Here is a 21,428-nt window from a genome sequence, read left to right on the forward strand (position 1 = left end):
GCGGCGCCGATCCGGAATCCATCGGAGGCCGATGCGCTTTACGATGGATTCCGGGCCTCCGCTGCGCTGCGCCCGGAATGACGCCCTGATTGAATCTGACTGCTTGAGGAAGCACCGATGTCCCGTCTCAAGGTCAAGCCCAACGGCAGCCATGGCCGCGTCACCCATGTCACGCCGGAAAGCGCCGGCTGGACCTATGTCGGCTTCGAGCTGCATCGCCTGAAGCCGGGCGAGACCGTTTCGGCGCAGACCGGCGACCGCGAGACCTGCCTCGTCTTCGTCACCGGCAAGGGCGAAGCCACGGCCGGCGGCCAGAGCCTCGGCGAACTCGGCCAGCGCATGAGCCCCTTCGAGGGCAAGCCCTGGTCGGTCTATCTCCCGGAAAGCTCCGCCTGGTCCGTCACCGCCACCACTGATCTGGAACTCGCCATCTGCACGGCACCGGGTCTCGGCGGTGGACTTCCCGTGCGCGTGATCCGGCCGGACGAGCTCGGTCAGGAGGTCCGTGGCAAGGGCTCGAACACCCGCCATGTCACCAATATCCTGCCTGAGACCGAACCGGCCGATTCGCTGCTCGTCGTCGAGGTCATCACGCCCGCCGGCAACACCTCGAGCTATCCGCCGCACAAGCACGACCAGGACGACCTGCCGCGCGAAACCTATCTGGAAGAGACCTACTACCACCGCCTCAACCCGCCCCAGGGCTTCGGCTTCCAACGCGTCTATACCGACGACCGCAGCCTCGACGAGGCCATGGCCATCGAGGACGGCGATGTCGTTCTGGTGCCCAAGGGCTATCACCCCTGCGCGACCTGCCACGGCTACGACCTCTACTATCTCAACGTGATGGCCGGCCCGAAGCGGAGCTGGAAATTCCACAACGCGGCCGAGCACGAATGGCTGCTGAAGGGATGAGCCCGCCTCGCGGCGCGATTCTCCGCTCGCCGCACCGGTCCTTCGAATAAAGGACGGCTTCGTTCCGCTTTGCCGCTTTGATCCGGGCTGTCACCCAGCGATCGGCGGGAAGCGAGAGGAATGAAGCGTCAAAGCATCGTCGCCGTAGCAGCCGGAGGCGAAACCCTAGCCCGGATTGCACTTGTAGACGGTGCCGGTCGTCTTGCCGCCCGCCCATTTGATGTCGGCGACTTCGGAGAAGACATGCGTGCCGCCCATATCGGCGCCGCGAATCTTCAGCCGGTTCAGCGTCAGCTCGCGCATCTTGTCGAGCGGCACGACCGAACCGAAACCCGAATCGCCGTCGATCTCGCCGAGCTTCTGGCAGTTCTCGATCACGCCCTGCGTGTTGGTGACCACCACGATGCTGGTGCGCGAGGTCTGGTAGGCGCAGGCGCCGAGCAGAAGCGCGGGCAGAAGGATCAGGAAACGCGGCTTCATCGTCACGGCCGGATGGTCTCTCTCGGAGGTATCGAACGCATGATCCGCCGCTTTGACACAAAAGCAAGCCCGACGCCAATCGGGAAATGCTCCGGCGGCTGACGGTTGCAAGTCTCCAAAACGGAAGACCTTCGCCACCTCCCGCCAAGAACCGGATACGACACTATTGTCACAAAACAGCCGTGCGAACTTAACTCAAACACGATGCCCATTCTTGACCTGCCAACGCGGCTGCTCTTAAGTCTCCAGCAGGCCAATGGGAGGCTGAAAAGGAATAAATAATGCGTAGCATTTTGATCGTTGGTGCGATGGCCGCTCTTCTCGCCGGTTGCCAGACCGCGCAGGAATCGATGGCCGACGCCGAAGTCACCTGCGAGTCCCAGGGCTTCCGCCCCGGCACCCGCGCCTACCAGCAGTGCCGTTCGGCGAACTATGTCGAGAATCGCCGGGCCTCGAACGAGACCGGCAATGCGGTTGCGGCCGGCGTGGCCGCCGGCGTCATCGGCGGCGCCCTCGTTGCCGCCGACAACCGCGCTTACTACGGCCGTGGTTATTACGGCCGCCGTGGCTACTGGTGGTGAGATAGCGAGGCGCCTTCTTTCGGAAGGCACCTCCTTCTTCCAGGATATCCCGGTCCTGCGGCGCTCGGCGTCGCAGGATTTTTTTTGGCCTATCGGAAAACGTCAGCGCCGCGCGGCCCGCTTGCGCGCCGGAGCCGTGGCCGGCTCACTGGCCGAGGCCGACGTCAACAGCGAACCGATCACATAAACGGCAAGCCCCAGGCCGATCAGCGCCGCCACCGGCTCGCGTTCGGCCCGCTTCGCCAGCATGCGCCCGCCGAGATCGGCATAGCCGCGTGCCCGCGCCGCATAGTCGCTGGCCTGGTCGGCATAGTCGTCGACCTGGCCCCGCTGGGAGCGCAGCCATTTGCCGCCGGCCCGCAACGCCTGGTTGCCGGCATCGGCCGCTTCCGATCCCTGGTCTTGCAGCCAGCTACGCCAGCGTCCGTAATCCGGCTGGTAACGTTCCCAGCGCGAAGCAGGCTCACGGCTGCGCAGGGCAGCCCAGGCGATCAGCCCGACGCTCAGCGCACCGAGCCCGAAAGCCGCCAGCGGGTGCCGCCCGACGGCGCCGGCCACGGCCTGCCCACCCTGGCGGGCCGTCTCCATCGGATCGGCCTCGCTGACGGCATCGGTCACGGCCTCTTTCGCGCGGGTGTAATGGTCCTTGACCACCTCGCCGGCCTTGTCGGCCATCTCGCTCGCCTTGCTGCGCAGGCTCCGCACGGTGGCACCCGCCTCCTCGCGCATCTCCTCCGCATCCTTCGGCACATCGGGCGGGAAGCTGTTGGTCATCGCCATCGGGAACACTCCGTTTCTGGACAGGGTTACGAGGTGAACCGGCGATCGGAAGATGGGTTCCGCCCGAGGCAGAAAAACGCACCGTCATCGATGCAGGATGTTTCGGCCATCACCGCGTCAAGATTGGATGCGATCTGAGCCTGCAACAGGGGCATCAAACGAGAAGGAGACGCTTATGCACGTTCAGCACCTCCAGATCGCGCATCCCTCCATCCTCTCGGATCCCGAATGGATCGCGCTCGAGAGCATCGAGGAAGAAACCCGGCATTTCATCTTCGATGAAACCATGCTTCACGCTCTGGAAGGCCGCGGCCTGGTCAAGTCCGACGGCTCGATCTGGCGTGTCACCGAAACAGGTCAGAAGCGGCTGAGCGAGCGGAGCTGATCCGCCTTCTTGGCCTCGGACGGGCTGGCGCGGATCTGAAGCGCGGGCCCGGAAACCTGCCGATCATTGCACCGGCGCTGGACATCCTCCGGCGCCGTTGCCATGTGCAGGCAAGCCCCGTGAACTGAAACCTCTTCCGGAACGCCATGGCGAAGCCTGTCTCGATCACCATCTCGCATGATCTCGGCCGCGCAGCTGCGCTGGATCGCCTGCGGGGCGGCATCGACCGCATCCGCGACCGGCTCGGCATGGTCAAGATGCAGCTCGTCGAGGAGCGCTGGGAAGGCGACAGCCTGTATTTCGGCGTCGCGGCGCTCGGTCACACCGTCCATGGGCGGCTGGATGTCGAGGACGCCCTGGTGCGCGTCGAAGTGACGCTACCCTGGATGCTCGCCGTCTTCGCCGAGAAGCTGAAGATCGGCGTTGAGAAGCAGGGACAGATCCTGCTGGAGAAGCCCAGGGCCTGAGCCAGGCCGGCCCCGCCGCCCGCCCGCATCGCGCCGGTCTCTCCCCGCCGCGGCGAACGCCTTGCCTCGCGCCTAAAAAAACTGCCGCCCAGGCACAAAGGTTCTACGTCTTTCGGTTGAAATCGCCGCCGCAAATCCCCATCCTCGAAATCATTCCACAGGCTTGATTTTTACGTTCGGATTTCGGGAGAGACATGCATCACGGCCCGCTGATCGCCATCATTGTCGCGGGCCTCGGCCTTGCTTTCGTCTTCGGGGCCATTGCCCAGAAACTGCGCATCTCTCCGCTGGTGGGATATCTGCTCGCCGGCGTCGCTGCCGGCCCGTTCACGCCGGGCTTCGTCGCCGACCAGAACCTGGCCAACGAACTGGCTGAGATCGGCGTGATCCTGCTGATGTTCGGCGTCGGCCTGCATTTCTCGCTGAAGGATCTGCTGTCGGTCAAAACCATCGCCGTTCCCGGCGCCATCGCCCAGATCGCGGTCGCGACCCTGCTCGGGCTTGGCCTCGGCCTGCTGCTCGGCTGGAACTGGGTTGCCGGCCTCGTCTTCGGCCTCGCGCTCTCGGTCGCCAGCACCGTGGTGCTGCTGCGCGCGCTGCAGGAGCGCCGGCTGGTGCAGACGGAAAAGGGCAGGATCGCCGTTGGCTGGCTGATCGTCGAGGATCTCGCGATGGTGCTGGCGCTGGTCGCGATCCCCGCCGTCGCCAGTGCGATCAACGGCGGACAGTCCGGCGGCCCCTCCCCGCTCTCGGCGCAGTTCGATCTCGGCCTGTGGGGCGTGCTCGGCGTCACCGTCGCCAAGGTCGCCGCCTTCATCGCCTTCATGCTCATCGTCGGGCGCAGGGTCATTCCCTGGGTGCTGCACTGGGTCGCCCATACCGGCTCCCGCGAGCTGTTCCGGCTCGCCGTGCTGGCGGTCGCGCTCGGCGTCGCCTTCCTGTCGGCGACGCTGTTCGGTGTCTCCTTCGCACTCGGCGCCTTCTTCGCCGGCATGATCCTCTCGGAATCGCCGCTCTCCCAGCGCGCCGCCGAGGAGACGCTGCCGCTGCGGGACGCCTTCGCGGTGCTGTTCTTCGTCTCGGTCGGCATGCTGTTCGACCCCGGCATCCTGCTGCGGGCGCCGTGGGCGCTGCTCGGAACGCTCGCCATCATCCTGATCGGCAAATCGGTCGCAGCCTGGCTGATCGTGCGCGCCTTCGGCCGCTCGAACGCGGTGGCGCTGACGATCTCGGCCTCGCTGGCGCAGATCGGCGAATTCTCCTTCATCCTCGCCGGCCTCGCCGCCAGCCTCGGCATCCTGCCGTCGCAGGGGCGCGACCTGATCCTCGCCGGCGCGATCCTGTCGATCCTGCTCAACCCGCTGATGTTCGCGCTGATCGACCGGCTCGGTGCCGACACCGGCGCCAAGCCCAAGCCCGCGGCCGACGCGCCCGAGGCCGATGCCGCGGCGCCCGCCGCCCAGCCTGCGCCGGCCGTGGAACCGGAGCGCGACGTCATCCCGACGAGCCTGTCGAACCATATCGTGGTGGTCGGCTATGGCCGCGTCGGCAGCCTGCTCGGCGCGGGGCTGCTGGCGCAAGGCGCCAAGCTCCTGGTGATCGAGGACAACCCGGACGCCATCGCGACGGCGAAGCGCGACGGCGCCGAGCTTCTCATCGGCAACGCAGCCGACCCCGAGGTGCTGGCCGCTGCCGCGGTCGGCCGTGCCACGCGGCTTTTCGTCGCCATCCCCGGCAGCTTCGAGGCCGGGCAGGTCTGCCAGCAGGCGCGCACGGAAAACACCACCCTGCCGATCGTCGCCCGCGCCCATTCGGATGCGGAGGTCGAGCATCTGACGAAATGCGGCGCGACGCTGACCATCATGGGCGAGGCCGAGATCGCACGCGCCATGCTCTCGCTGTGCGGCAATCTGAACGCCGCGACGGGCGCGCCCCGAAGCGGCGACGGCGAGGCTGCGGCGGACGCGCAGGCCCGACCCGATGTCGCCCCTCCGGCCGATGCTCCCGCCATGCGGGAGAAGCCGAACACCAGGGCGGAATTGCCACCGCCGGCGGATACCTCGACGGCGGCTTGAAGCGTCATCCCGGCCGCAGCGAAGCGGAGAGCCGGGATCCATGCCTGAACCCCGACCGGAAGCGCTCCGGCATGGATCCCGGGTCAAGCCCGGGATGACGGTGAGGCTCGACCGCGAGCCGGTGGCCGCCGCCGCAATGGCGGCCTGACCGCCCTCAGCCGACGAGTTCGAAGCGGATGTCGTGCGCGCCTTCGTAGAGCGTCTTGCGGCCGAGCGCGTAGAGGTTCTCCAGCCCCTCGGTCAGGGTGATGAAGTGGTTGCCGGAGAGCTGGCCCGCCTTGCTGGCGAACTGCACGCCGCCATAGGCGAGCAGGATCTCGGTCTCGCTGACGCCGCCCGGATAGAGGATGATGTGCCCCGGCGCGGGATAGCTGGTGTTGTTCTCGTAGCCGACGCCGAAGTCGAGATCGCCGAGCGGCATCCACACGCCCTCGCCGCTCCAGCGGACATGGACGATCTTGCTGACGAAGGGCAGATGCCGCAGGAAGGCGGCGCAGGTCTTCGGGGCCGCCTCGAGCTCGAACTTTCCGCCGAAGGTGTACGGGCCGGCGGTGATGACCAGTTTCTGCATGGGATGATCGTCTCTCTGAAAGGGAGCCTGAGGTTTCGGTGAATGGCATTGCCGGCCAGTCTGGCGCAAGCGGTGGCGACGGAACAGGTGCGAGGCCGAAAAGCGAAGAATTCGCTGCGTGAGCCGTCCGCGAATGCATCGAGCCCTCATCCTGAGGAGCCGCAAAGCGGCGTCTCGAAGGATGAGGACTGAAGGTCCGGACAGCCGGAGCCTTCAGGTGATCGCCTCCTTCAGGTCGAGCGTGCCGACCTTGCCGATGGCGTCGTAGTTGCGTTTCAGCCAGCGCTTCGCCGCCGCCCGGCCCATATCCCTGAGCCGGAGCAGGAAGTCCCATTCCGCGTTCATGCGGGAGGAGGAGGTCAGCTCCGCCAGCGGCGGGCCGCCGTCGATGCGATGCATCAGCACGCGCTTGTATTCGTCGCGCGGCAGCTTGCCGTCGTCGATGAGGCGATTGACGAAATCGATCGCCCTCAGCTCGCGCAGAAGCGAAGCGTTGAAGGTGATCTCGTTCAGCCGGTCCTGGATTTCCCGTGCCTTGGTCGGCAATTCCCGCCGCTGGATCGGGTTGATCTGGACGAGCAGGATGTCGTCGCAATGCGCCTTGTAGAACAGCGGGAACAGGGCGGGATTGCCCATATAGCCGCCGTCCCAATAGGCTTCGCCGTCGATCTCGACTGCCTGGAACACCATCGGCAGGCAGGCCGAGGCCATCACATGGTCCGGCGTCAATTGCTCGCCGTCGAACACCGCGATCTTGCCGGTTCGCACATTGGTGGCGGCGATGAACAACTTCACGGCGTCCTGCGCCCTGACCTTCTCGAAATCGATCAGGTCGGCGACGACGCCCCGCAGCGGATTGATGTTGAGCGGATTGACGTCGTAGGGGCTCGCCACCTTCGAAAACATCTCGAAGAACAGCATGCCCGGCGGTGTTCCCGTGCTATTGCCCCAGGCGCCGAGCATGGTGTCGATCAGCGAGCGTTCCGAGCCGCCATATTTGCCGTCGACGCTGATCGCCCGCCAGAAGGTTTCGAGCTTGGCGCGGGCACCGTCCGCGCCACCGTCGAGCCAGCCCTCGGCCAGCACGACGGCATTCATCGCGCCGGCGCTCGTCCCGGTCAGCGCCTCGATGCCGAGGCGCCCATCCTCGAGGATGACGTCGAGCACGCCCCAGGTGAAGGCGCCATGCGCGCCACCACCCTGCAAGGCGAGCGAGACGGTCTTCTCCGCTTTCGGTCCCGCCAGGCCCTTGACCGGCTCCGAGCGGCGGTGCGGGCGCCCGCTCACGCGGCGGTCCAGCCGCCATCGATCGGCAAGGTCGCGCCCGTGATCGACTTCGCCGCATCGGTGCAGAGGAACAGGGCAAGCGCCGCCACCTGCTCGACCGTGACGAATTCCTTGGTCGGCTGGGCGTCGAGCAGCACGTCGTTGATGACCTGCTCCTTGGTCATGTTGCGCGCCTTCATCGTGTCGGGGATCTGCTTCTCGACCAGCGGGGTCCAGACATAGCCCGGCGCGATGGCGTTGACGGTGATGCCCTTGGTCGCGACCTCGAGCGCCACCGTCTTGGTCAGGCCGGCGATGCCGTGCTTGGCCGAGACATAGGCGCTCTTGAACGGCGAGGCGACGAAGGCATGCGCCGAAGCGGTGTTGATGATGCGGCCCCAGCCCTTTTCCTTCATCTTCGGCAGCGCGGCGCGGATCGTATGGAAGGCCGAGGACAGGTTGATCGCGATGATCTGATCCCATTTCTCCAGCGGGAACTCGTCGATCGGCGCGACATACTGGATGCCGGCATTGTTGATCAGGATGTCGATGGCGCCGAAGGCCTTCTCGCCCTCGGCGATGAAGCCGGCGATCTCGGCGGGCTTGGTCATGTCGGCGGGCGAGAACACCACCTTGATGCCGAATTCCTGCTCGAGATCGGTGCGCAGCTTCTCGGCATCGGCTGGGGGCATGATGCCGTTGATGACGAGATTGGCGCCTTCCTTGGCCAGTGCGCGGGCATAGGCGAGCCCGATGCCGGAGGTCGACCCGGTAATGGCGGCAGTACGGTCTTTGAGGAACATGAGCGTCAAGGCTCCTGACAATCGGGGAGAAAATGCTTAGGTTCGGGTTCGAACGAGGCAATGCACCGACACGATATCGCCGCACGTTGCCCGATGAGTCTTTGCAACGCAACATGACGAAAATGCAGTCGAACGCGCATCATCACGGCGAACATGACCATGCGTCGCACACGCATGGCGACGAAGCCTGCCGCCATGCGGTGGACCACCGCCAACACGCGGCGGAGGCGCTGGCCCGCGCCGAAAGGATCTGCCGGGAACGCGGCCTGCGCCTCACCCCGATCCGGCGCAAGGCGCTGGAAGCGCTCCATGCCGACCACCGGCCGGTCGGCGCCTATGATCTGGCCGACCGCATCTCGCCGGAAGGCGGGCGCAGGCTGGCGCCGATCTCGATCTACCGGGCGCTGGACTTCCTCGTCGAGCAGGGCTTCGTCCACCGGCTCTCCTCGAAGAACGCCTATGTCGCCTGCCTGCATGGGCATGGTGCGAACGAGGTCGTCGCCTTCCTGATCTGCGAGGTCTGCGGCGGCGTCGATGAGGATTCTTCGCCCGCGATGAAGAAAGCGGTGGCGGCGATCGCGGAAACACGGCAATTCTCGCCCTCGCATCAGATGGTCGAGATTGTCGGCCGCTGCGAGCATTGCCGGAACACCGGCCCGTGATAGAGCAGCCCGCATGAACGAGCGCGCCTTTTCCTATCTGACGCCGGAACACGCAGGCCCGCTGGCCCGCCAGCTCACCGTCCCGGTCAAGGTCGGCCATGTCACGGTCGGCGGCGGGGCACCCATCGTCGTCCAGTCGATGACCAATACCGACACGGCCGATATCGCCGCCACCGTCGCGCAGGTCGCGGCGCTGGCCCGGCAGGGCTCGGAACTCGTGCGCATCACGGTGGATCGCGATGAAGCCGCCGCGGCCGTGCCGAAGATCCGCGAAAGGCTCGACCGCATCGGCGTCGACGTGCCGCTGGTCGGCGACTTCCACTATATCGGCCACAAGCTGCTGGCCGACCATCCGGCCTGTGCCGAGGCGCTGGCGAAATACCGGATCAATCCGGGCAATGTCGGCTTCAAGGACAAGAAGGACAAGCAGTTTGGCCAGATCGTCGAGATGGCGATCAAGCACGGCAAGCCGGTCCGCATCGGCGCCAATTGGGGCTCGCTCGACCAGGAACTGCTGACGGCGCTGATGGACGAGAACGCCCGTTCGCCCCGCCCGCTCGATGCCCGCGCCATCATGCGCGAGGCCATGGTCCAGTCGGCCCTGCTCTCGGCCGAGCGCGCCGAGGAGATCGGGCTCGGCCGCGAATACATCATCCTTTCGGCCAAGGTCTCCGGCGTGCAGGACCTGATCACGGTCTATCGCATGCTGGCGAGCCGGGCGAACTACGCCATCCATCTCGGCCTGACCGAGGCCGGCATGGGCTCGAAGGGCATCGTCGCCTCCTCGGCCGCGCTCGGCATCCTGCTGCAGGAAGGCATCGGCGACACCATCCGCTATTCGCTGACGCCGGAGCCCGGCGGCGACCGCACGCTCGAGGTCAAGACGGCGCAGGAGCTGCTCCAGACCATGGGCTTCCGGGCCTTCGTGCCGCTCGTCGCCGCCTGCCCCGGCTGCGGCCGCACGACCTCGACCGTGTTCCAGGAGCTCGCCCGCGATATCCAGAACTGGATCTCGAACTCCATGCCCGAATGGAAGACGCAATATCCCGGCGTCGAGAACCTCAACGTCGCGGTGATGGGCTGCATCGTCAACGGCCCCGGCGAGTCGAAGCATGCCGATATCGGCATCTCGCTGCCGGGCACCGGCGAGGCGCCGACGGCCCCCGTCTTCGTCGACGGCAAGAAGGTTGCGACCCTCAGGGGCGCCGGCATCGCGGAGGAGTTCAAGGCCATGGTCGCAAACTATATCGCCCACCGCTTCGGTTCCGGGCTCGGCGCGGCCGGCTAACCGCTCCCTTTGCCAGCCGCCTGCGTTATGGTAGAGGCCCCGGCCTTCCGCTGCACTGCAGCACGAGCGGAGATCCCCAATGGGGCATGAACAAACGGGTCTTTCGACCGTCAGGCCGGAAGACTCCCGTTTCGGTCTGGACGATGGCCATGGTGCCGCCGGCGGCCCCGGCCACGGCAAGCACGGCTATACCGCGCTGGCCCTCGGGGCGCTGGGGGTCGTCTATGGCGACATCGGCACGAGCCCGCTCTACGCGCTGCGCGAAACCCTGCTGGCGGCCACCGGCGGGCAGGAGAATGTCGTCATTCCGCCGACGGTCGTCATCGGCGTTCTGTCCCTGATCCTCTGGTCGCTCGTCATCGTCGTGACGCTGAAATATGTCGTCCTGCTGATGCGGGCCGACAACAACGGCGAAGGCGGCATCCTCACGCTCGTGGCGCTGGCGCAGCGCGCCTTAGGCCGCAACCGCAGCCGGGCCGCGCTGCTGCTCGGCATGATCGGCGCCGGCCTGTTCTATGGCGACACCGTCATCACCCCAGCGATTTCGGTGCTCTCGGCCGTCGAGGGCGTCAAGCTGGTCACGCCCGTGCTCGACGACTACATCCTGTGGATCGCCTCGGCGATCCTGATCGGCCTGTTCGTCGTGCAGAGCCACGGCACCCAGCGCGTGGCGACCTTCTTCGGCCCGATCATGCTGATCTGGTTCGTGACGCTGGCCGGACTCGGCATCTACCACATCGCCGACGACCTCACGATTTTCCGCTCGATCAACCCCTATTACGCCCTGATGTTCTTCCACGACCATGCCGGCGTGGCTCTTGCGGTGCTCGGCTCGGTCTGCCTGGCGGTGACCGGGGCCGAGGCGCTCTATGGCGATATGGGTCATTTCGGGCGCGGGCCGATCCGTGGTGCCTGGCTCTATGTCGTCTTCCCGGCGCTCTGGCTCAACTATCTCGGCCAGGGAGCGCTGATCCTGTCCGACCCGAGCGCCATCGACAACCCGTTCTACCGGCTGGCGCCGGAGGGCTTCCTGCTGCCCTTCGTCGTGCTGGCGACGGTCGCGACCATCATCGCCAGCCAGTCGGTGATCACCGGCGCCTTCTCGCTGACCCGTCAGGCGATCCAGCTGGGGCTGCTGCCGCGCATGGAGATCCGCCACACCTCCGAGCAGACCTCGGGCCAGATCTACGTGCCGCGCGTCAACCTGATGCTGCTCATCGTCGTCCTGATCCTGGTCTGGTCGTTCCGGACCTCGTCGAGCCTGTCACACGCCTACGGCATCTCGGTCTTCGGCACGATGGTGGTTTCCTCCATGCTCGCGGCGATCGTCATCCGGCGCCACTGGGGCTGGAGCCTGCCGGCCACCGCGGCGATCATCCTGCCCTTCCTGCTGGTCGACCTCTCCTTCTTCTCGGCCAACATGCTGAAGCTGTTCCATGGCGGCTATGTGCCGGTGCTGCTCGCCATGGCGCTGACGGTGGTGATGTGGACCTGGATGCGCGGCACCAAGATCCTGTTCGACAAGACCCGCAAGACGGATGTGCCGCTGCTCGAACTCGTCGGCATGCTGTCGAAGAGCCCGCCCGCCCGCGTCAAGGGCATGGCGGTCTTCCTGACCAGCGATCCCGAGACGGCGCCGGCCTCGCTCCTGCACAACCTCAAGCACAACAAGGTGCTGCATGAGCGCAACGTCATCCTGACCGTGCGCTCGGTCGACACGCCCCGCGTCGCCGAGGAGGAGCGCGTGCGCCTCTCCCGCATCACCGACGATTTCTGGCGCGTCGATCTGGTCTACGGCTACATGGAGAGCCCGAACGTGCCCAAGGGGCTGGCCATGCTGCGCAAGCAGGGCTTCAAGTTCGACATCATGTCGACCTCGTTCTTCCTCTCACGCCGCTCGATCAAGCCCTCGCCGCAATCGGGCATGCCGGTCTGGCAGGACAATCTCTTCATCAGCCTGACCAAGAGCGCGACCGACGCGACGAGCTTCTTCCAGATCCCGACCGGCCGCGTCGTCGAGGTCGGCACGCAGGTCACGGTCTGAGCGGAAGTCCGAACGCGCCTCGTCATTCTCGGGCGGAGCGAAGCGCAGACCCGAGAATATCTCGCTCAGGAAATGCTCGGGTCAAGCCCGAGCATGACGACCCGCTGCGCTCGATCTAGCCGCACCGTGTCGCCTCTTCGTAACGTGAGCACCGGACGCGCAGAAAACGCCGTCAGTCGGACACCGCCGCAGGGTTGCCGGGAGCCTCTCAGTCCAGCCGCGCCGAACTCGCCTCTTCGGGCACATGCCGCACCCGCTCGCGATAGAGCAGGTAGAGGCCCGAGGCGATGACGATGCCGCCGCCGATGAAGGTCCAGCGATCGGGCAATTGCCCGAAGACGAGCCAGCCCATCAGCACCATCCAGACGAGCTGCGAATAGATGAAGGGCGCCAGCACCGTCGCCGGCGCCAGCCGATGCGCCAGGATCAGCATCCAGTGCCCGACGGCGCCGAAGAAGCCGGTCGCGAACAGCGCCGCCCAGGCGAGAGGTTCCTGCGGCGTCGTCCAGACGAAAGGCAGGACCGGCAGCAGCGCCAGCGTGCCGGCGAGCCCGGAATAGACCATCGTGGTCTCCGAGGAATCGGAGGCCGCCAGCACCCGTGTCGACAGCGCATAGAAGGCGTAGCAGAAGCAGCCGGCGACCGAGAGCAGCGCCGCCGGATGCATCCCGCCCACGCCCGGGCGCGTCACCACCAGCACGCCGAGGAAACCGATGCCGATGGCCATGAGCCGGCGCGGTCCGGGCCATTCGCCGAGCAGCGGCCCCGACGCCAGCGCGACCAGGAAGGGCGCCGCGAACATGATCGAGATCGTCTCGGCGAGCTGCAGATAGCGCAGCGCGAAGAAGTTCAGCACCGTCGAGGCGAGCAGCATCAGCGAGCGGAAGAACTGCAGCCAGGGCCGCTTTGCCCTGAGTACGCCGGGATGGCTCCACGGATTGATCAGGAAGGAGACCAGCGTGACGCTGACGCCGTAACGCGCGAAGGCGACGAGCAGCGGGTCCATGCCGTGGAGGCCGAGCCATTTCGCGTTGGTGTCGAGCAGGGCGAAGCAGATGACGGCAGCGCACATCAGGCCAATGGCCGTCAGGCGCGCCCTGCGCGCCTCGTCGACAGTCTGGGAAGGCGCAGGCAAGCCCGCCTCGCTATGATCTGAGCGAATGAGGAGATCAGGCTTAAACGATTTGAGGCGGCCTGCCAGCACCGGAACGCATGCGTTCCATGCATCAATCAGGCGTCGCTATCGGCCTCTTCACCATCGATCTCGGGATCGTCATGGTCGGCGCCGGCCTTGGAGAGGCCCTTGGCCGCCTTGCGCAGCAGCTTGCGCAATTGCTTGCGCTCCTTGCCGTCGAGCTTGTCGAGCAGCTCCTCCTCGACATCGTTCCAGACCGCGTCGAGCTCGGCCGCCGTCTTCTGCCCGGCTTCCGTCAGCGCGACCTGCACCAGCCTGCCGTCCCGATTGCCGCCCTCGCGCGTCACTAGACCCTGCAGCGAGAGCCGGCCGATCGTCTTCGAGACGGTCGGCGGCTTGACCCTGAGCAGCGAGGCGAGTTCGCCCATCGTCATCGGTGCCGGCTGCAACGCCTTCAGCGCCTGCTCCTGCCCGGGAAAGAGGCCGAGCCCGTTCAGCTTTTCGCCCATCCGCGAGCGATGTAGCCGCGCCGTCACGAGCAGGGCGCGACCGACGCTTTTCTCGAGAGCCTTGGTCATGGAGCCATCCTTCGGCGGGATCCTTGCGCGGATAAGGAAGACGCTTCGCCGGCTGCGTATTCGCCCGCCAACATGACAGACAGATGACAATCCCATGTCGGTCTTAAAAGACCGCGACTTTCGCCGCGACTTTTTGCAGGAAGGCGGCGCGGCTTTCGGGCGTGGCGCGATTCATGCCGTAATGCGCCAGATAGAGCGTCCGCACCGCCGGATGGCAGACGGCCCGCAACGCCCGGCAAACCAGCCTGCGCGGCGGATTTCCCATCAGAAAGGCCGTCCAGCGCGTGGCTCCATAGCTCGTCACTGCGACGAGTTTGCGAATGTTGCCGAGCGCCGGCTCGACCTTGCCGCCGACGAGCTCGAAGGAGACGCCCGGCAGGAAGACCCGGTCGAAGAACCCCTTCAGGATCGCCGGATAGCCGAAATTCCAGACCGGAAAGCACAGCACCAGCGCGTCGGCCGCCTGCAATCGCGCGACATAGCCGGCAACGTTCGATCTGTTGCTGGCTGTATCGTGATAGAAGCGGCGCTCGTCGGGGCTCAGAACCGGATCGAACCCCTCGGCATAGAGGTCGCAGTCATCGACCTCGTGCCCGGCCTGCCTGAGCCCCTCGACCACCGTCCGGTGCAGGGCGGCGCCATAGCTCTCCGGGTCGGGATGGGCGAAGAGGACGAGCACGCGCATCGTCAGCCGGCCCCGGCTTCGGACAGGCTGCGGAACAGGAAGGTCTTGCCCGAGCGGTAGTCGTAATCCGGGTCCTCCCAGGCGATCATCTTGCCGGGGTTGAGCAGCCCCTGCGGATCGGCCTCGCGCTTGAAGGCGAGCTGCGTCTCGTCGGTCTGCTTCATGCCGCCCTCCTCCAGCGTGTAGCGATGCGGGTTGAAGATCGGTGCGCCCATCTCCTCATGGATGGCGATGATCTCGTCCAGCCGCTCCTCCGTCGTGAACCGCAATAGCGGCAGGCCGAAACAGGTGATCTTGCCGTCGAAGCGCACGAATTCGAGATGCGCGACGAGCTCCTCGCCGAAGCGCCGATGGATGGCCTCGACCAGTTCGACCTGATCCGGGAACGGATAGAGCACCTGGAGATAGGTGATCGCGGGGTCGACCCGCAGCGCCCTCAGCGTCGTGTGGTTCCAGCCGAGCTCGTAGGCCGGCGGCAGCCCCTTGGCATCCTCCGGTGAGAGCGTGTCCGAGCGCAGCAGGAGCTCCGCGCCCCGGAAGCGCCGCACATAGGCGCAAAGCGCATCGACGGCGAAATCGGCAGCCATGACGACGACGAGATGGCTGTCGCGCGGCAGGAACTTGCGATGGCGCAGGAAATAATCATGCGGCGCCGGCGCGGCGAAGACGCTCAGGTTCTTGAGCGCGAGCCCGTCCTGCTCGCCCACCGCATTGGCGAATTCGGTCGCAACGCGCAGGTTTTCGAAGCCGACGATGACATCGACCCAATCATAGGCCGGGCCGAGCGGCATCTCGACCTCGGTGATGATGCCGTTGGTGCCATAGGCATGGGCGACCTTGTGCAGGTCCTCGCCCGCGAATTCGAGCAGGCGCGGGCTTGCCTCCATCGTCGCGACCTTGAGCCGGATGATGTTGCCCCAGTCGCGCAGCCCGCCCCATTTGATCGAGCCGGCGCCGCCCGAGCCGCCGGCGATGAAGCCGCCGATCGAGGCAGTCTGATAGGTCGAGGGGTGCAGCCTGAGTTCCTGCCGCGAATGCGCCCGTGTCTCGTCGTCGATGCGGGCCATGATCGCGCCGGGCTCGGCGACATAGCGGCCGGCGCCGATCTCCTTGACCTTGTTGAAACCGGCGAGATCGAGCAGCACGCCGCCCGAAAGCGGCATCGCCTGGCCGTAATTGCCGGTGCCGGTGCCGCGCGGCGTCACCGGGATGCCGAGCGCGTGGCAAGCGGCGAGCGTCTGAACGACCTCCGCCTCGCTCGTCGGAGACACGACGATATCGGCTACGACCTGATCGAGCTGGCGCTTCAGCACCGGCGAGTACCAGAAGAAGTCGCGGCTCTTCTGCTTCACCAGCGCCGGGTTCTCCTCGGTGCGGACGCCACTGATGCGGGCTTTCAGCCCCGCGATGTCGTAGCGGCTCGTCATGATGCTCTACCCATCAGATGATCCAGTTCGCGGTAATCCGGGAGGGTCCGGTCGATCGCCCTGCCCGCGACCAGGATGCTGCGGTCCCCCTGCGGCCGGGCGAAGAACTCGGTCCAGCTCCGCGCCCGCGTCAAGATGAGATCGGCTGGCCCGCCCGCCGCCAGCACGCCGACACCGTCAAGCCCCATCACGGCCGCCGGCGTCCGCGCCACGGCGCAAGGCCAGTCCGAACCGGAATGATCGAGCTGAAGGATGCGCGTCGCCTCGCGCAGCACCTCGACGAGGTCGAGATCGCCATAGGCATAGAACGGGTCGCGGGTGTTGTCGGAAGCGACCATCACCGGCACGCCGGCCGCCTTCAGCTCATGCAAGGCCGTGACGCCGCGCCAGCGCGGTGTGCGGCCCGCCTGCCGGTCCTGCAGATACAGGTTGCAGAGCGGCAGCGAGACCACGGCGATGCCGGCCTCCTTCACCTTGCCGATGATCCGCGCTTCGTCCTCCGGCGCCTGCAAGCTGAGCGAGCAGCAATGCCCGCACAGGATCTTGCCCGTGAAGCGGTGCCGCAGCGCCGCATCGGCGATGTGCTCGAGCGAGCGGGCTGCCGGGTCGTTCATCTCATCGACATGGAAATCGAGATCGAAGCCGTTCTCGCTCGCCGCCCGGAACAGGATGTCGAGCGCCCGGTCGAGCTCCGGGATCATGTAGGTGACGCAGCCGAGAAGCCCGTCGCCATGCATCTTCACCGCCGCGATCACCGCCGCCATATGCGCCGGATCGAGCGCCTGCTCGGTGCCGAACAGCGGAGAGGCCTGCAAGGCGATGCGCCCGGCCCAACGCTCCCGCATCTCCGCATAGACCGGCCAGGAGATGCCAATCTGTTTGCCGAGCGAATCGAGATGCGTCCGGATCGCGGCGGTGCCATGGGCAAAGGCCGTGCGCAGCGAGAAATCCATGCGCGTCCGGACATCCAGCGCCGACCAGTTCGCCTCGCGGTCATTGGCGACGGCAGCGAGCGCGCCCGGAAACGTCCCGTCCGGATTGGGACTGCGCGGCCAGATATGGCCCTTGTCGAGATGGGTGTGGCAGTCGACGAGCCGCGGCAGCACGATGCCGCACTCGAGGTCGAGCGCCGGCCGATCGTTCGTCAGCGTCTCGGTTCCCGCCGGCAGCAGCGATTCGATCCGGCCATCGGCAATCGCAAGGTCGATCCGGGCAAGCCCGTCACGATCCGCGGCGAAGGAGCCGCCATCGATCAGGCAAAGCGGCGCGCTCATATTGAGCAGGCGGAAGGCGGATGCATCCGGAAGCGTGGCGAAACCCAACGTCACTTCCGCACCTCCCGCATCGGCCCTCCGCTACTGGATATCGGCCCGCCCTGTGCCCCGCAAGCGCAACCGCCGCAGGGCCCATGGCGCAGAAGGCCACGCAGCCGTCGCATCCGGGCTTGTCCGTGCGGGCGGGATCGCGCATGAGAGCGGCTTCCGGCAGGAGGACGCATCATGGCGCAACAGGCACGCATCATCGACGGCAAGGCCGTAGCAGCGGAATTGCGCGCCGGCATCGCCCGCGAGGTCGCGGCGCTCAAGGCCGAGCGCGGACTGGTGCCCGGCCTGCATGTCGTGCTCGTCGGCGAGGATCCGGCCAGCAAGGTCTATGTCGCCTCGAAGGAGAAGCTCGCCGTTGAGGTCGGCATGAACTCGGTCGCTCATCGGTTGCCGGCCGACACGACCGAGGCGCAACTCCTCGCCAAGCTCGCCGAACTCAACGCCGATGACAGCGTCGACGGCATCCTCGTTCAGCTCCCGCTGCCGAAGCATATCGACACCGGCCGCATCATCGACGCCATCGACCCGGCCAAGGATGTCGACGGCCTGCACCCGATCAATGCCGGCCTGCTCGCCGGCGGCAAGAACGGCCTCGTACCCTGCACGCCTCTCGGCTCGATGCTGCTGCTGAAGCAGGCCCTGCCCTCGCTGTCGGGGCTCGAAGCGGTGGTGATCGGCCGCTCGGAACTGGTCGGCCGCCCGGTCGCGCAGCTCCTGTTGCAGGCCGATTGCACGGTCACCATCGCCCATTCGCGCACGCGTGATCTGCCCGCGGTGGTGAAGCGCGCCGATATCGTCATCGCCGCCGTCGGCCGCCCGCGCATGGTCAAGGGCGACTGGATCAAGCCCGGCGCAACCGTGATCGATGTCGGCATCAACCGCCTGCCCGACGGCAAGTTGACGGGCGATGTCGATTTCGCCGAGGCGGTAGAGGTCGCGGGCGCGATCACGCCCGTCCCCGGCGGCGTCGGCCCGATGACCATCGCCTGCCTGCTCAAGAACACGCTGACGGCCTTCCACGCCCGACGAGGTTGAGCGCAGCAATCAGCGAGACCGCCACGGGCGGCCCGGCCCTTCCTCGGTTAGCCCCTAAAAAAAAGGAGCTGCAATCCTGCAGCTCCTTTTTTCGTTCCTGCAGCAGGGCCGCGCCAGAGGCACGGCCCGCCAACCCGATCACATATGGATCTGGCGCTTCTCCACGGCCATCGCCGCTTCCTTCACCGCCTCGGCCAGCGTCGGATGCGCGTGGCAGGTACGGGCGAGATCCTCGGAGGAGCCGCCGAACTCCATCAGCACGGTCACTTCCGCGATCAGGTCGCCGGCATGCGGGCCGATGATGTGGCAGCCGAGCACACGATCGGTCGCGGCATCGGCCAGGACCTTCACGAAGCCCTCGGTGTGGCGGATGGCGCGGGCGCGGCCATTGGCCGTGAACGGGAACTTGCCGATCTTGTAGGCGACGCCGGCCGCCTTCAGCTCTTCCTCGGTCTTGCCGATCGCGGCGACTTCCGGCGCGGTGTAGACGATGCCGGGGATGGCGTCGTAGTTCACATGGCCGGCCTTGCCGGCGATGATCTCGGCGACCGCGACGCCCTCATCCTCGGCCTTGTGCGCCAGCATCGGCCCGCGCACCACGTCGCCGATCGCGTAGATGCCGGCGACATTGGTCTTGAAATGGTCGTCGATGACGACGCGGCCGCGCTCGGTGGCGACACCCGCCTTGTCGAGGCCGAGACCATCGGTGTTGGGACGGCGGCCGATCGCGACCAGCACGATATCGGCATTGAGCGTCCTGGCCTCGCCGCCTGCGGCAGGCTCGACGGTGACGGTCGCACCGCCCTTCTTGGCCACATCGACCTTGGTGACCTTGGAGCCGAGCTGGAAGGTGAAGCCCTGCTTCTCCAGGATGCGCTGGAACTGCTTGGCGACCTCGCCATCCATGCCGGGCAGGATGCGGTCGAGGAATTCGACGACGGTGACCTTGGCGCCGAGCCGGGCCCAGACCGAGCCGATCTCGAGGCCGATCACGCCGGCGCCGACGACGACGAGCTCCTTCGGCACGGAGCCGATTTCGAGCGCGCCGGTCGAGGTGACGACGGTCTTCTCGTCGATGGTCACGCCCGGCAGCGGCGCCGATTCCGAACCCGTCGCGATGACGATGTTCTTGGTCTCGATCTCCTGCGTCTTGCCGTCCTCGGCGGTGACGACGACCTTGCCGGCGGCGGGGATCGAGGCCGTGCCGCGGAAGGCGTCGATCTTGTTCTTCTTGAGCAGGAAGCCGACGCCATTGACGTTCGCGTCGATGGTCTCCTGCTTGTGCGCCATCATCGCCTTGAGGTCGAGCTTCGGCTTGCCGACGACGATGCCGAGCTTCTCGAAGGTGTGGCCGGCCTCCTCGAACATCTCGGAAGCGTGCAGCAGCGCCTTGGAGGGAATGCAGCCGACATTCAGGCAGGTGCCGCCATGGGTGGCGCGCTTCTCGACCACCGCGACCTTGAGGCCGAGCTGGGCGGCGCGGATGGCGCAGACATAGCCCCCGGGGCCGGTTCCGATGACGACGAGATCGTAGGACATCTCTATAGCCTCGCAGTGCCCGTCATGGTCGGGCTTGTCCCGACCATCCACGTCTCGGGAGGCCGGGAGAAAAGTCGTGGGTGCCCGGGACGAGCCCGGGCATGACGTCGAAGTGAACGTTGCGAAACGCGATCAGAGGTCGAGCACGAGCCGCGCCGGATCCTCCAGGCCTTCCTTGATGCGCACGAGGAAGGTCACGGCCTCCTTGCCGTCGATGATGCGGTGGTCGTAGCTGACCGCGAGATACATCATCGGCCGGGCCTCGATCTTGCCGTTCACCACCATCGGGCGCTCCTGGATCTTGTGCATGCCCAGGATCGCCGATTGCGGCGCGTTCAGGATCGGGGTCGACATCAGCGAGCCGTAGACGCCGCCATTCGAGATGGTGAAGGTGCCGCCCTGCATCTCCTCGATCGAGAGCTTGCCGTCGCGGGCCTTGCGGCCGAACTCGCCGATCTTCTTCTCGACGCCGGCGATGGAGAGCTGGTCGGCATCGCGCACCACCGGAACCACCAGGCCCTTCTCGGTGCCGACGGCGACGCCGATATGATAGTAGTTCTTGTAGACGATGTCGGTGCCGTCGATCTCGGCGTTGACGGCCGGGATCTCCTTCAGCGCCTGCACGCAGGCCTTCACGAAGAAGCCCATGAAGCCTAGCTTGACGCCGTGCTTCTTCTCGAAGGCATCCTTGTACTGGTTGCGCAGCGCCATGACGTTGGTCATGTCGACCTCGTTGAAGGTCGTCAGCATCGCGGCGGTGGACTGGGCCTCCTTGAGGCGGCGCGCGATGGTCTGGCGCAGCTTCGTCATCTTGACGCGCTCTTCGCGCGAGGCATCGTCCGGCGCCGACGGGGCGCGGACCTGCACCGGAGCGGCAGCCGCCGCCGGGGCGGCGCTGGCGCCGGTCGCGATCGCAGCGAGCATGTCGCCCTTGGTAACGCGGCCGTCCTTGCCCGAGGCCGGGACCGACGAGGCGTCGATGCCGCTCTCGGCGGCCAGCCGCGCCACGGCCGGGCCGGAATCAGCGGCCTTGGTGGCGGCAGCCTTCGGAGCCTCAGCGGCCGGAGCCGGCGCGGCGGCGGGCTTCTCTTCCTTCTTCGGAGCGGGCGCGGCAGCAGCCGCACCGCCTTCGGCGATCATGCCGAGCAGCGCGCTGACGCCGACCGTATCACCTTCCTTGGCGACGATCTCGCCGAGCACGCCGGCGGCCGGGGCGTTGACCTCCAGCGTCACCTTGTCGGTTTCAAGTTCGACGAGAGGCTCGTCGGCCTTCACAGCCTCGCCCGGCTTCTTGAACCACTTGCCGATGGTCGCCTCGGAAACGGATTCGCCGAGGGTGGGTACGCGGATTTCGGTCGCCATGTCAGGCCTCTGTTGTCTCGTTCTC

21 protein-coding genes are annotated in these 21,428 nt (G+C 66.6%); 9 read left to right on the top strand and 12 right to left on the bottom strand.

Annotated elements, in window-relative coordinates:
- The first annotated feature begins 117 nt into the window (after positions 1–117).
- Entirely contained in the window at positions 118–915 is a 798-nt protein-coding gene (gene iolB, locus IED13_RS20305; RefSeq protein WP_191125252.1) for a 5-deoxy-glucuronate isomerase, read from the top strand.
- Between the two features lie 165 nt (positions 916–1,080).
- Here iolB and IED13_RS20310 read toward each other — a convergent pair whose 3' ends face one another.
- Positions 1,081–1,401 (bottom strand): DUF4156 domain-containing protein, encoded by a 321-nt coding sequence (locus IED13_RS20310; RefSeq protein ID WP_210323698.1) that lies wholly within the window; start codon positions 1,399–1,401, stop codon positions 1,081–1,083.
- A 302-nt stretch (positions 1,402–1,703) separates the two neighbouring features.
- Between IED13_RS20310 and IED13_RS20315 the strand changes: the two genes are divergently transcribed.
- Positions 1,704–1,976: a hypothetical protein gene (locus IED13_RS20315; protein ID WP_248312686.1), complete on the top strand. Its 273-nt coding sequence runs from the start codon at positions 1,704–1,706 to the stop codon at positions 1,974–1,976.
- Positions 1,977–2,078: 102 nt separating this feature from the next.
- Here the strand turns inward: IED13_RS20315 and IED13_RS20320 are convergent, their stop codons facing one another.
- The gene (locus IED13_RS20320) at positions 2,079–2,756 is read right to left on the bottom strand and encodes a hypothetical protein (protein ID WP_113254515.1); all 678 of its coding nucleotides are present in this window, start codon (positions 2,754–2,756) and stop codon (positions 2,079–2,081) included.
- 175 nt (positions 2,757–2,931) lie between these two features.
- On the opposite strand from IED13_RS20320, the gene IED13_RS20325 reads away from it, so the two are divergent.
- The 3 genes from IED13_RS20325 to ybaL all read left to right on the top strand — a co-directional run bounded on the left by IED13_RS20325 (position 2,932) and on the right by ybaL (position 5,683).
- Positions 2,932–3,141 (top strand): hypothetical protein, encoded by a 210-nt coding sequence (locus IED13_RS20325; protein ID WP_038359720.1) that lies wholly within the window; start codon positions 2,932–2,934, stop codon positions 3,139–3,141.
- Between the two features lie 146 nt (positions 3,142–3,287).
- Entirely contained in the window at positions 3,288–3,608 is a 321-nt protein-coding gene (locus IED13_RS20330; protein WP_038359722.1) for a polyhydroxyalkanoic acid system family protein, read from the top strand.
- Positions 3,609–3,802: 194 nt separating this feature from the next.
- Positions 3,803–5,683 carry a YbaL family putative K(+) efflux transporter gene (ybaL, locus tag IED13_RS20335; protein WP_081925197.1) on the top strand — a complete coding sequence of 627 codons (1,881 nt, stop codon included), beginning with the start codon at positions 3,803–3,805 and terminating at the stop codon, positions 5,681–5,683.
- A 154-nt stretch (positions 5,684–5,837) separates the two neighbouring features.
- Here the strand turns inward: ybaL and IED13_RS20340 are convergent, their stop codons facing one another.
- The 3 genes from IED13_RS20340 to IED13_RS20350 form a co-directional block, all read right to left on the bottom strand.
- Positions 5,838–6,254: a DUF3830 family protein gene (locus IED13_RS20340; RefSeq protein WP_112761495.1), complete on the bottom strand. Its 417-nt coding sequence runs from the start codon at positions 6,252–6,254 to the stop codon at positions 5,838–5,840.
- A 213-nt stretch (positions 6,255–6,467) separates the two neighbouring features.
- Positions 6,468–7,541 carry a patatin-like phospholipase family protein gene (locus IED13_RS20345; RefSeq protein WP_112761494.1) on the bottom strand — a complete coding sequence of 358 codons (1,074 nt, stop codon included), beginning with the start codon at positions 7,539–7,541 and terminating at the stop codon, positions 6,468–6,470.
- Entirely contained in the window at positions 7,538–8,323 is a 786-nt protein-coding gene (locus tag IED13_RS20350; RefSeq protein WP_191125254.1) for a 3-hydroxybutyrate dehydrogenase, read from the bottom strand. Before IED13_RS20350 ends, IED13_RS20345 begins: the two co-directional genes overlap by 4 nt.
- 113 nt (positions 8,324–8,436) lie before the next feature.
- On the opposite strand from IED13_RS20350, the gene IED13_RS20355 reads away from it, so the two are divergent.
- The 3 genes from IED13_RS20355 (at position 8,437) to IED13_RS20365 (ending at position 12,317) form a co-directional block, all read left to right on the top strand.
- Entirely contained in the window at positions 8,437–8,985 is a 549-nt protein-coding gene (locus IED13_RS20355; RefSeq protein ID WP_113254519.1) for a Fur family transcriptional regulator, read from the top strand.
- Between the two features lie 13 nt (positions 8,986–8,998).
- Positions 8,999–10,273, top strand: a complete 1,275-nt coding sequence (gene ispG, locus IED13_RS20360; protein ID WP_191125255.1) for a flavodoxin-dependent (E)-4-hydroxy-3-methylbut-2-enyl-diphosphate synthase — start codon at positions 8,999–9,001, stop codon at positions 10,271–10,273.
- A 79-nt stretch (positions 10,274–10,352) separates the two neighbouring features.
- Complete coding sequence (locus IED13_RS20365; RefSeq protein WP_081925201.1) at positions 10,353–12,317, top strand: potassium transporter Kup; 1,965 nt, start codon at positions 10,353–10,355, stop codon at positions 12,315–12,317.
- A 208-nt stretch (positions 12,318–12,525) separates the two neighbouring features.
- Here IED13_RS20365 and IED13_RS20370 read toward each other — a convergent pair whose 3' ends face one another.
- The 5 genes from IED13_RS20370 to IED13_RS20390 form a co-directional block, all read right to left on the bottom strand.
- Positions 12,526–13,452 carry a DMT family transporter gene (locus IED13_RS20370; protein WP_248312687.1) on the bottom strand — a complete coding sequence of 309 codons (927 nt, stop codon included), beginning with the start codon at positions 13,450–13,452 and terminating at the stop codon, positions 12,526–12,528.
- A gap of 95 nt (positions 13,453–13,547) precedes the next feature.
- The gene (locus tag IED13_RS20375) at positions 13,548–14,030 is read right to left on the bottom strand and encodes a MarR family winged helix-turn-helix transcriptional regulator (protein ID WP_038359732.1); all 483 of its coding nucleotides are present in this window, start codon (positions 14,028–14,030) and stop codon (positions 13,548–13,550) included.
- Between the two features lie 103 nt (positions 14,031–14,133).
- Positions 14,134–14,715: an NAD(P)H-dependent oxidoreductase gene (locus tag IED13_RS20380; protein WP_191125256.1), complete on the bottom strand. Its 582-nt coding sequence runs from the start codon at positions 14,713–14,715 to the stop codon at positions 14,134–14,136.
- A 2-nt stretch (positions 14,716–14,717) separates the two neighbouring features.
- Complete coding sequence (locus tag IED13_RS20385; RefSeq protein WP_191125257.1) at positions 14,718–16,142, bottom strand: FAD-binding oxidoreductase; 1,425 nt, start codon at positions 16,140–16,142, stop codon at positions 14,718–14,720.
- The gene (locus IED13_RS20390; protein WP_191125258.1) at positions 16,139–17,470 is read right to left on the bottom strand and encodes a cytosine deaminase; all 1,332 of its coding nucleotides are present in this window, start codon (positions 17,468–17,470) and stop codon (positions 16,139–16,141) included. The genes IED13_RS20385 and IED13_RS20390 overlap by 4 nt, the downstream gene beginning before the upstream one ends.
- Before the next feature lie 171 nt (positions 17,471–17,641).
- On the opposite strand from IED13_RS20390, the gene folD reads away from it, so the two are divergent.
- Positions 17,642–18,502, top strand: a complete 861-nt coding sequence (folD, locus tag IED13_RS20395) for a bifunctional methylenetetrahydrofolate dehydrogenase/methenyltetrahydrofolate cyclohydrolase FolD (protein WP_191125259.1) — start codon at positions 17,642–17,644, stop codon at positions 18,500–18,502.
- Between the two features lie 138 nt (positions 18,503–18,640).
- Here the strand turns inward: folD and lpdA are convergent, their stop codons facing one another.
- Complete coding sequence (gene lpdA, locus IED13_RS20400) at positions 18,641–20,041, bottom strand: dihydrolipoyl dehydrogenase (RefSeq protein WP_191125260.1); 1,401 nt, start codon at positions 20,039–20,041, stop codon at positions 18,641–18,643.
- A 132-nt stretch (positions 20,042–20,173) separates the two neighbouring features.
- The gene (odhB, locus tag IED13_RS20405) at positions 20,174–21,403 is read right to left on the bottom strand and encodes a 2-oxoglutarate dehydrogenase complex dihydrolipoyllysine-residue succinyltransferase (protein WP_191125261.1); all 1,230 of its coding nucleotides are present in this window, start codon (positions 21,401–21,403) and stop codon (positions 20,174–20,176) included.
- Between the last annotated feature and the right edge of the window lie 25 nt (positions 21,404–21,428).

This window comes from Allobosea spartocytisi (assembly GCF_014764685.1).
Lineage (GTDB): Bacteria > Pseudomonadota > Alphaproteobacteria > Rhizobiales > Beijerinckiaceae > Allobosea > Allobosea spartocytisi.

Excerpts from the sequence above, each read along its gene's own strand:
- iolB (WP_191125252.1), top strand. The coding sequence starts at position 118 with ATGTCCCGTCTCAAGGTCAAGCCCAACGGCAGCCATGGCCGCGTCACC.
- IED13_RS20315 (WP_248312686.1), top strand. The coding sequence starts at position 1,704 with ATGGCCGCTCTTCTCGCCGGTTGCCAGACCGCGCAGGAATCGATGGCC.
- IED13_RS20320 (WP_113254515.1), bottom strand. The coding sequence starts at position 2,756 with ATGGCGATGACCAACAGCTTCCCGCCCGATGTGCCGAAGGATGCGGAG.
- IED13_RS20325 (WP_038359720.1), top strand. The coding sequence starts at position 2,932 with ATGCACGTTCAGCACCTCCAGATCGCGCATCCCTCCATCCTCTCGGAT.
- IED13_RS20330 (WP_038359722.1), top strand. The coding sequence starts at position 3,288 with ATGGCGAAGCCTGTCTCGATCACCATCTCGCATGATCTCGGCCGCGCA.
- ybaL (WP_081925197.1), top strand. The coding sequence starts at position 3,803 with ATGCATCACGGCCCGCTGATCGCCATCATTGTCGCGGGCCTCGGCCTT.
- IED13_RS20340 (WP_112761495.1), bottom strand. The coding sequence starts at position 6,254 with ATGCAGAAACTGGTCATCACCGCCGGCCCGTACACCTTCGGCGGAAAG.
- IED13_RS20350 (WP_191125254.1), bottom strand. The coding sequence starts at position 8,323 with ATGTTCCTCAAAGACCGTACTGCCGCCATTACCGGGTCGACCTCCGGC.
- IED13_RS20355 (WP_113254519.1), top strand. The coding sequence starts at position 8,437 with ATGACGAAAATGCAGTCGAACGCGCATCATCACGGCGAACATGACCAT.
- ispG (WP_191125255.1), top strand. The coding sequence starts at position 8,999 with ATGAACGAGCGCGCCTTTTCCTATCTGACGCCGGAACACGCAGGCCCG.
- IED13_RS20365 (WP_081925201.1), top strand. The coding sequence starts at position 10,353 with ATGGGGCATGAACAAACGGGTCTTTCGACCGTCAGGCCGGAAGACTCC.
- IED13_RS20375 (WP_038359732.1), bottom strand. The coding sequence starts at position 14,030 with ATGACCAAGGCTCTCGAGAAAAGCGTCGGTCGCGCCCTGCTCGTGACG.
- IED13_RS20380 (WP_191125256.1), bottom strand. The coding sequence starts at position 14,715 with ATGCGCGTGCTCGTCCTCTTCGCCCATCCCGACCCGGAGAGCTATGGC.
- IED13_RS20385 (WP_191125257.1), bottom strand. The coding sequence starts at position 16,142 with ATGACGAGCCGCTACGACATCGCGGGGCTGAAAGCCCGCATCAGTGGC.
- folD (WP_191125259.1), top strand. The coding sequence starts at position 17,642 with ATGGCGCAACAGGCACGCATCATCGACGGCAAGGCCGTAGCAGCGGAA.
- lpdA (WP_191125260.1), bottom strand. The coding sequence starts at position 20,041 with ATGTCCTACGATCTCGTCGTCATCGGAACCGGCCCCGGGGGCTATGTC.
- odhB (WP_191125261.1), bottom strand. The coding sequence starts at position 21,403 with ATGGCGACCGAAATCCGCGTACCCACCCTCGGCGAATCCGTTTCCGAG.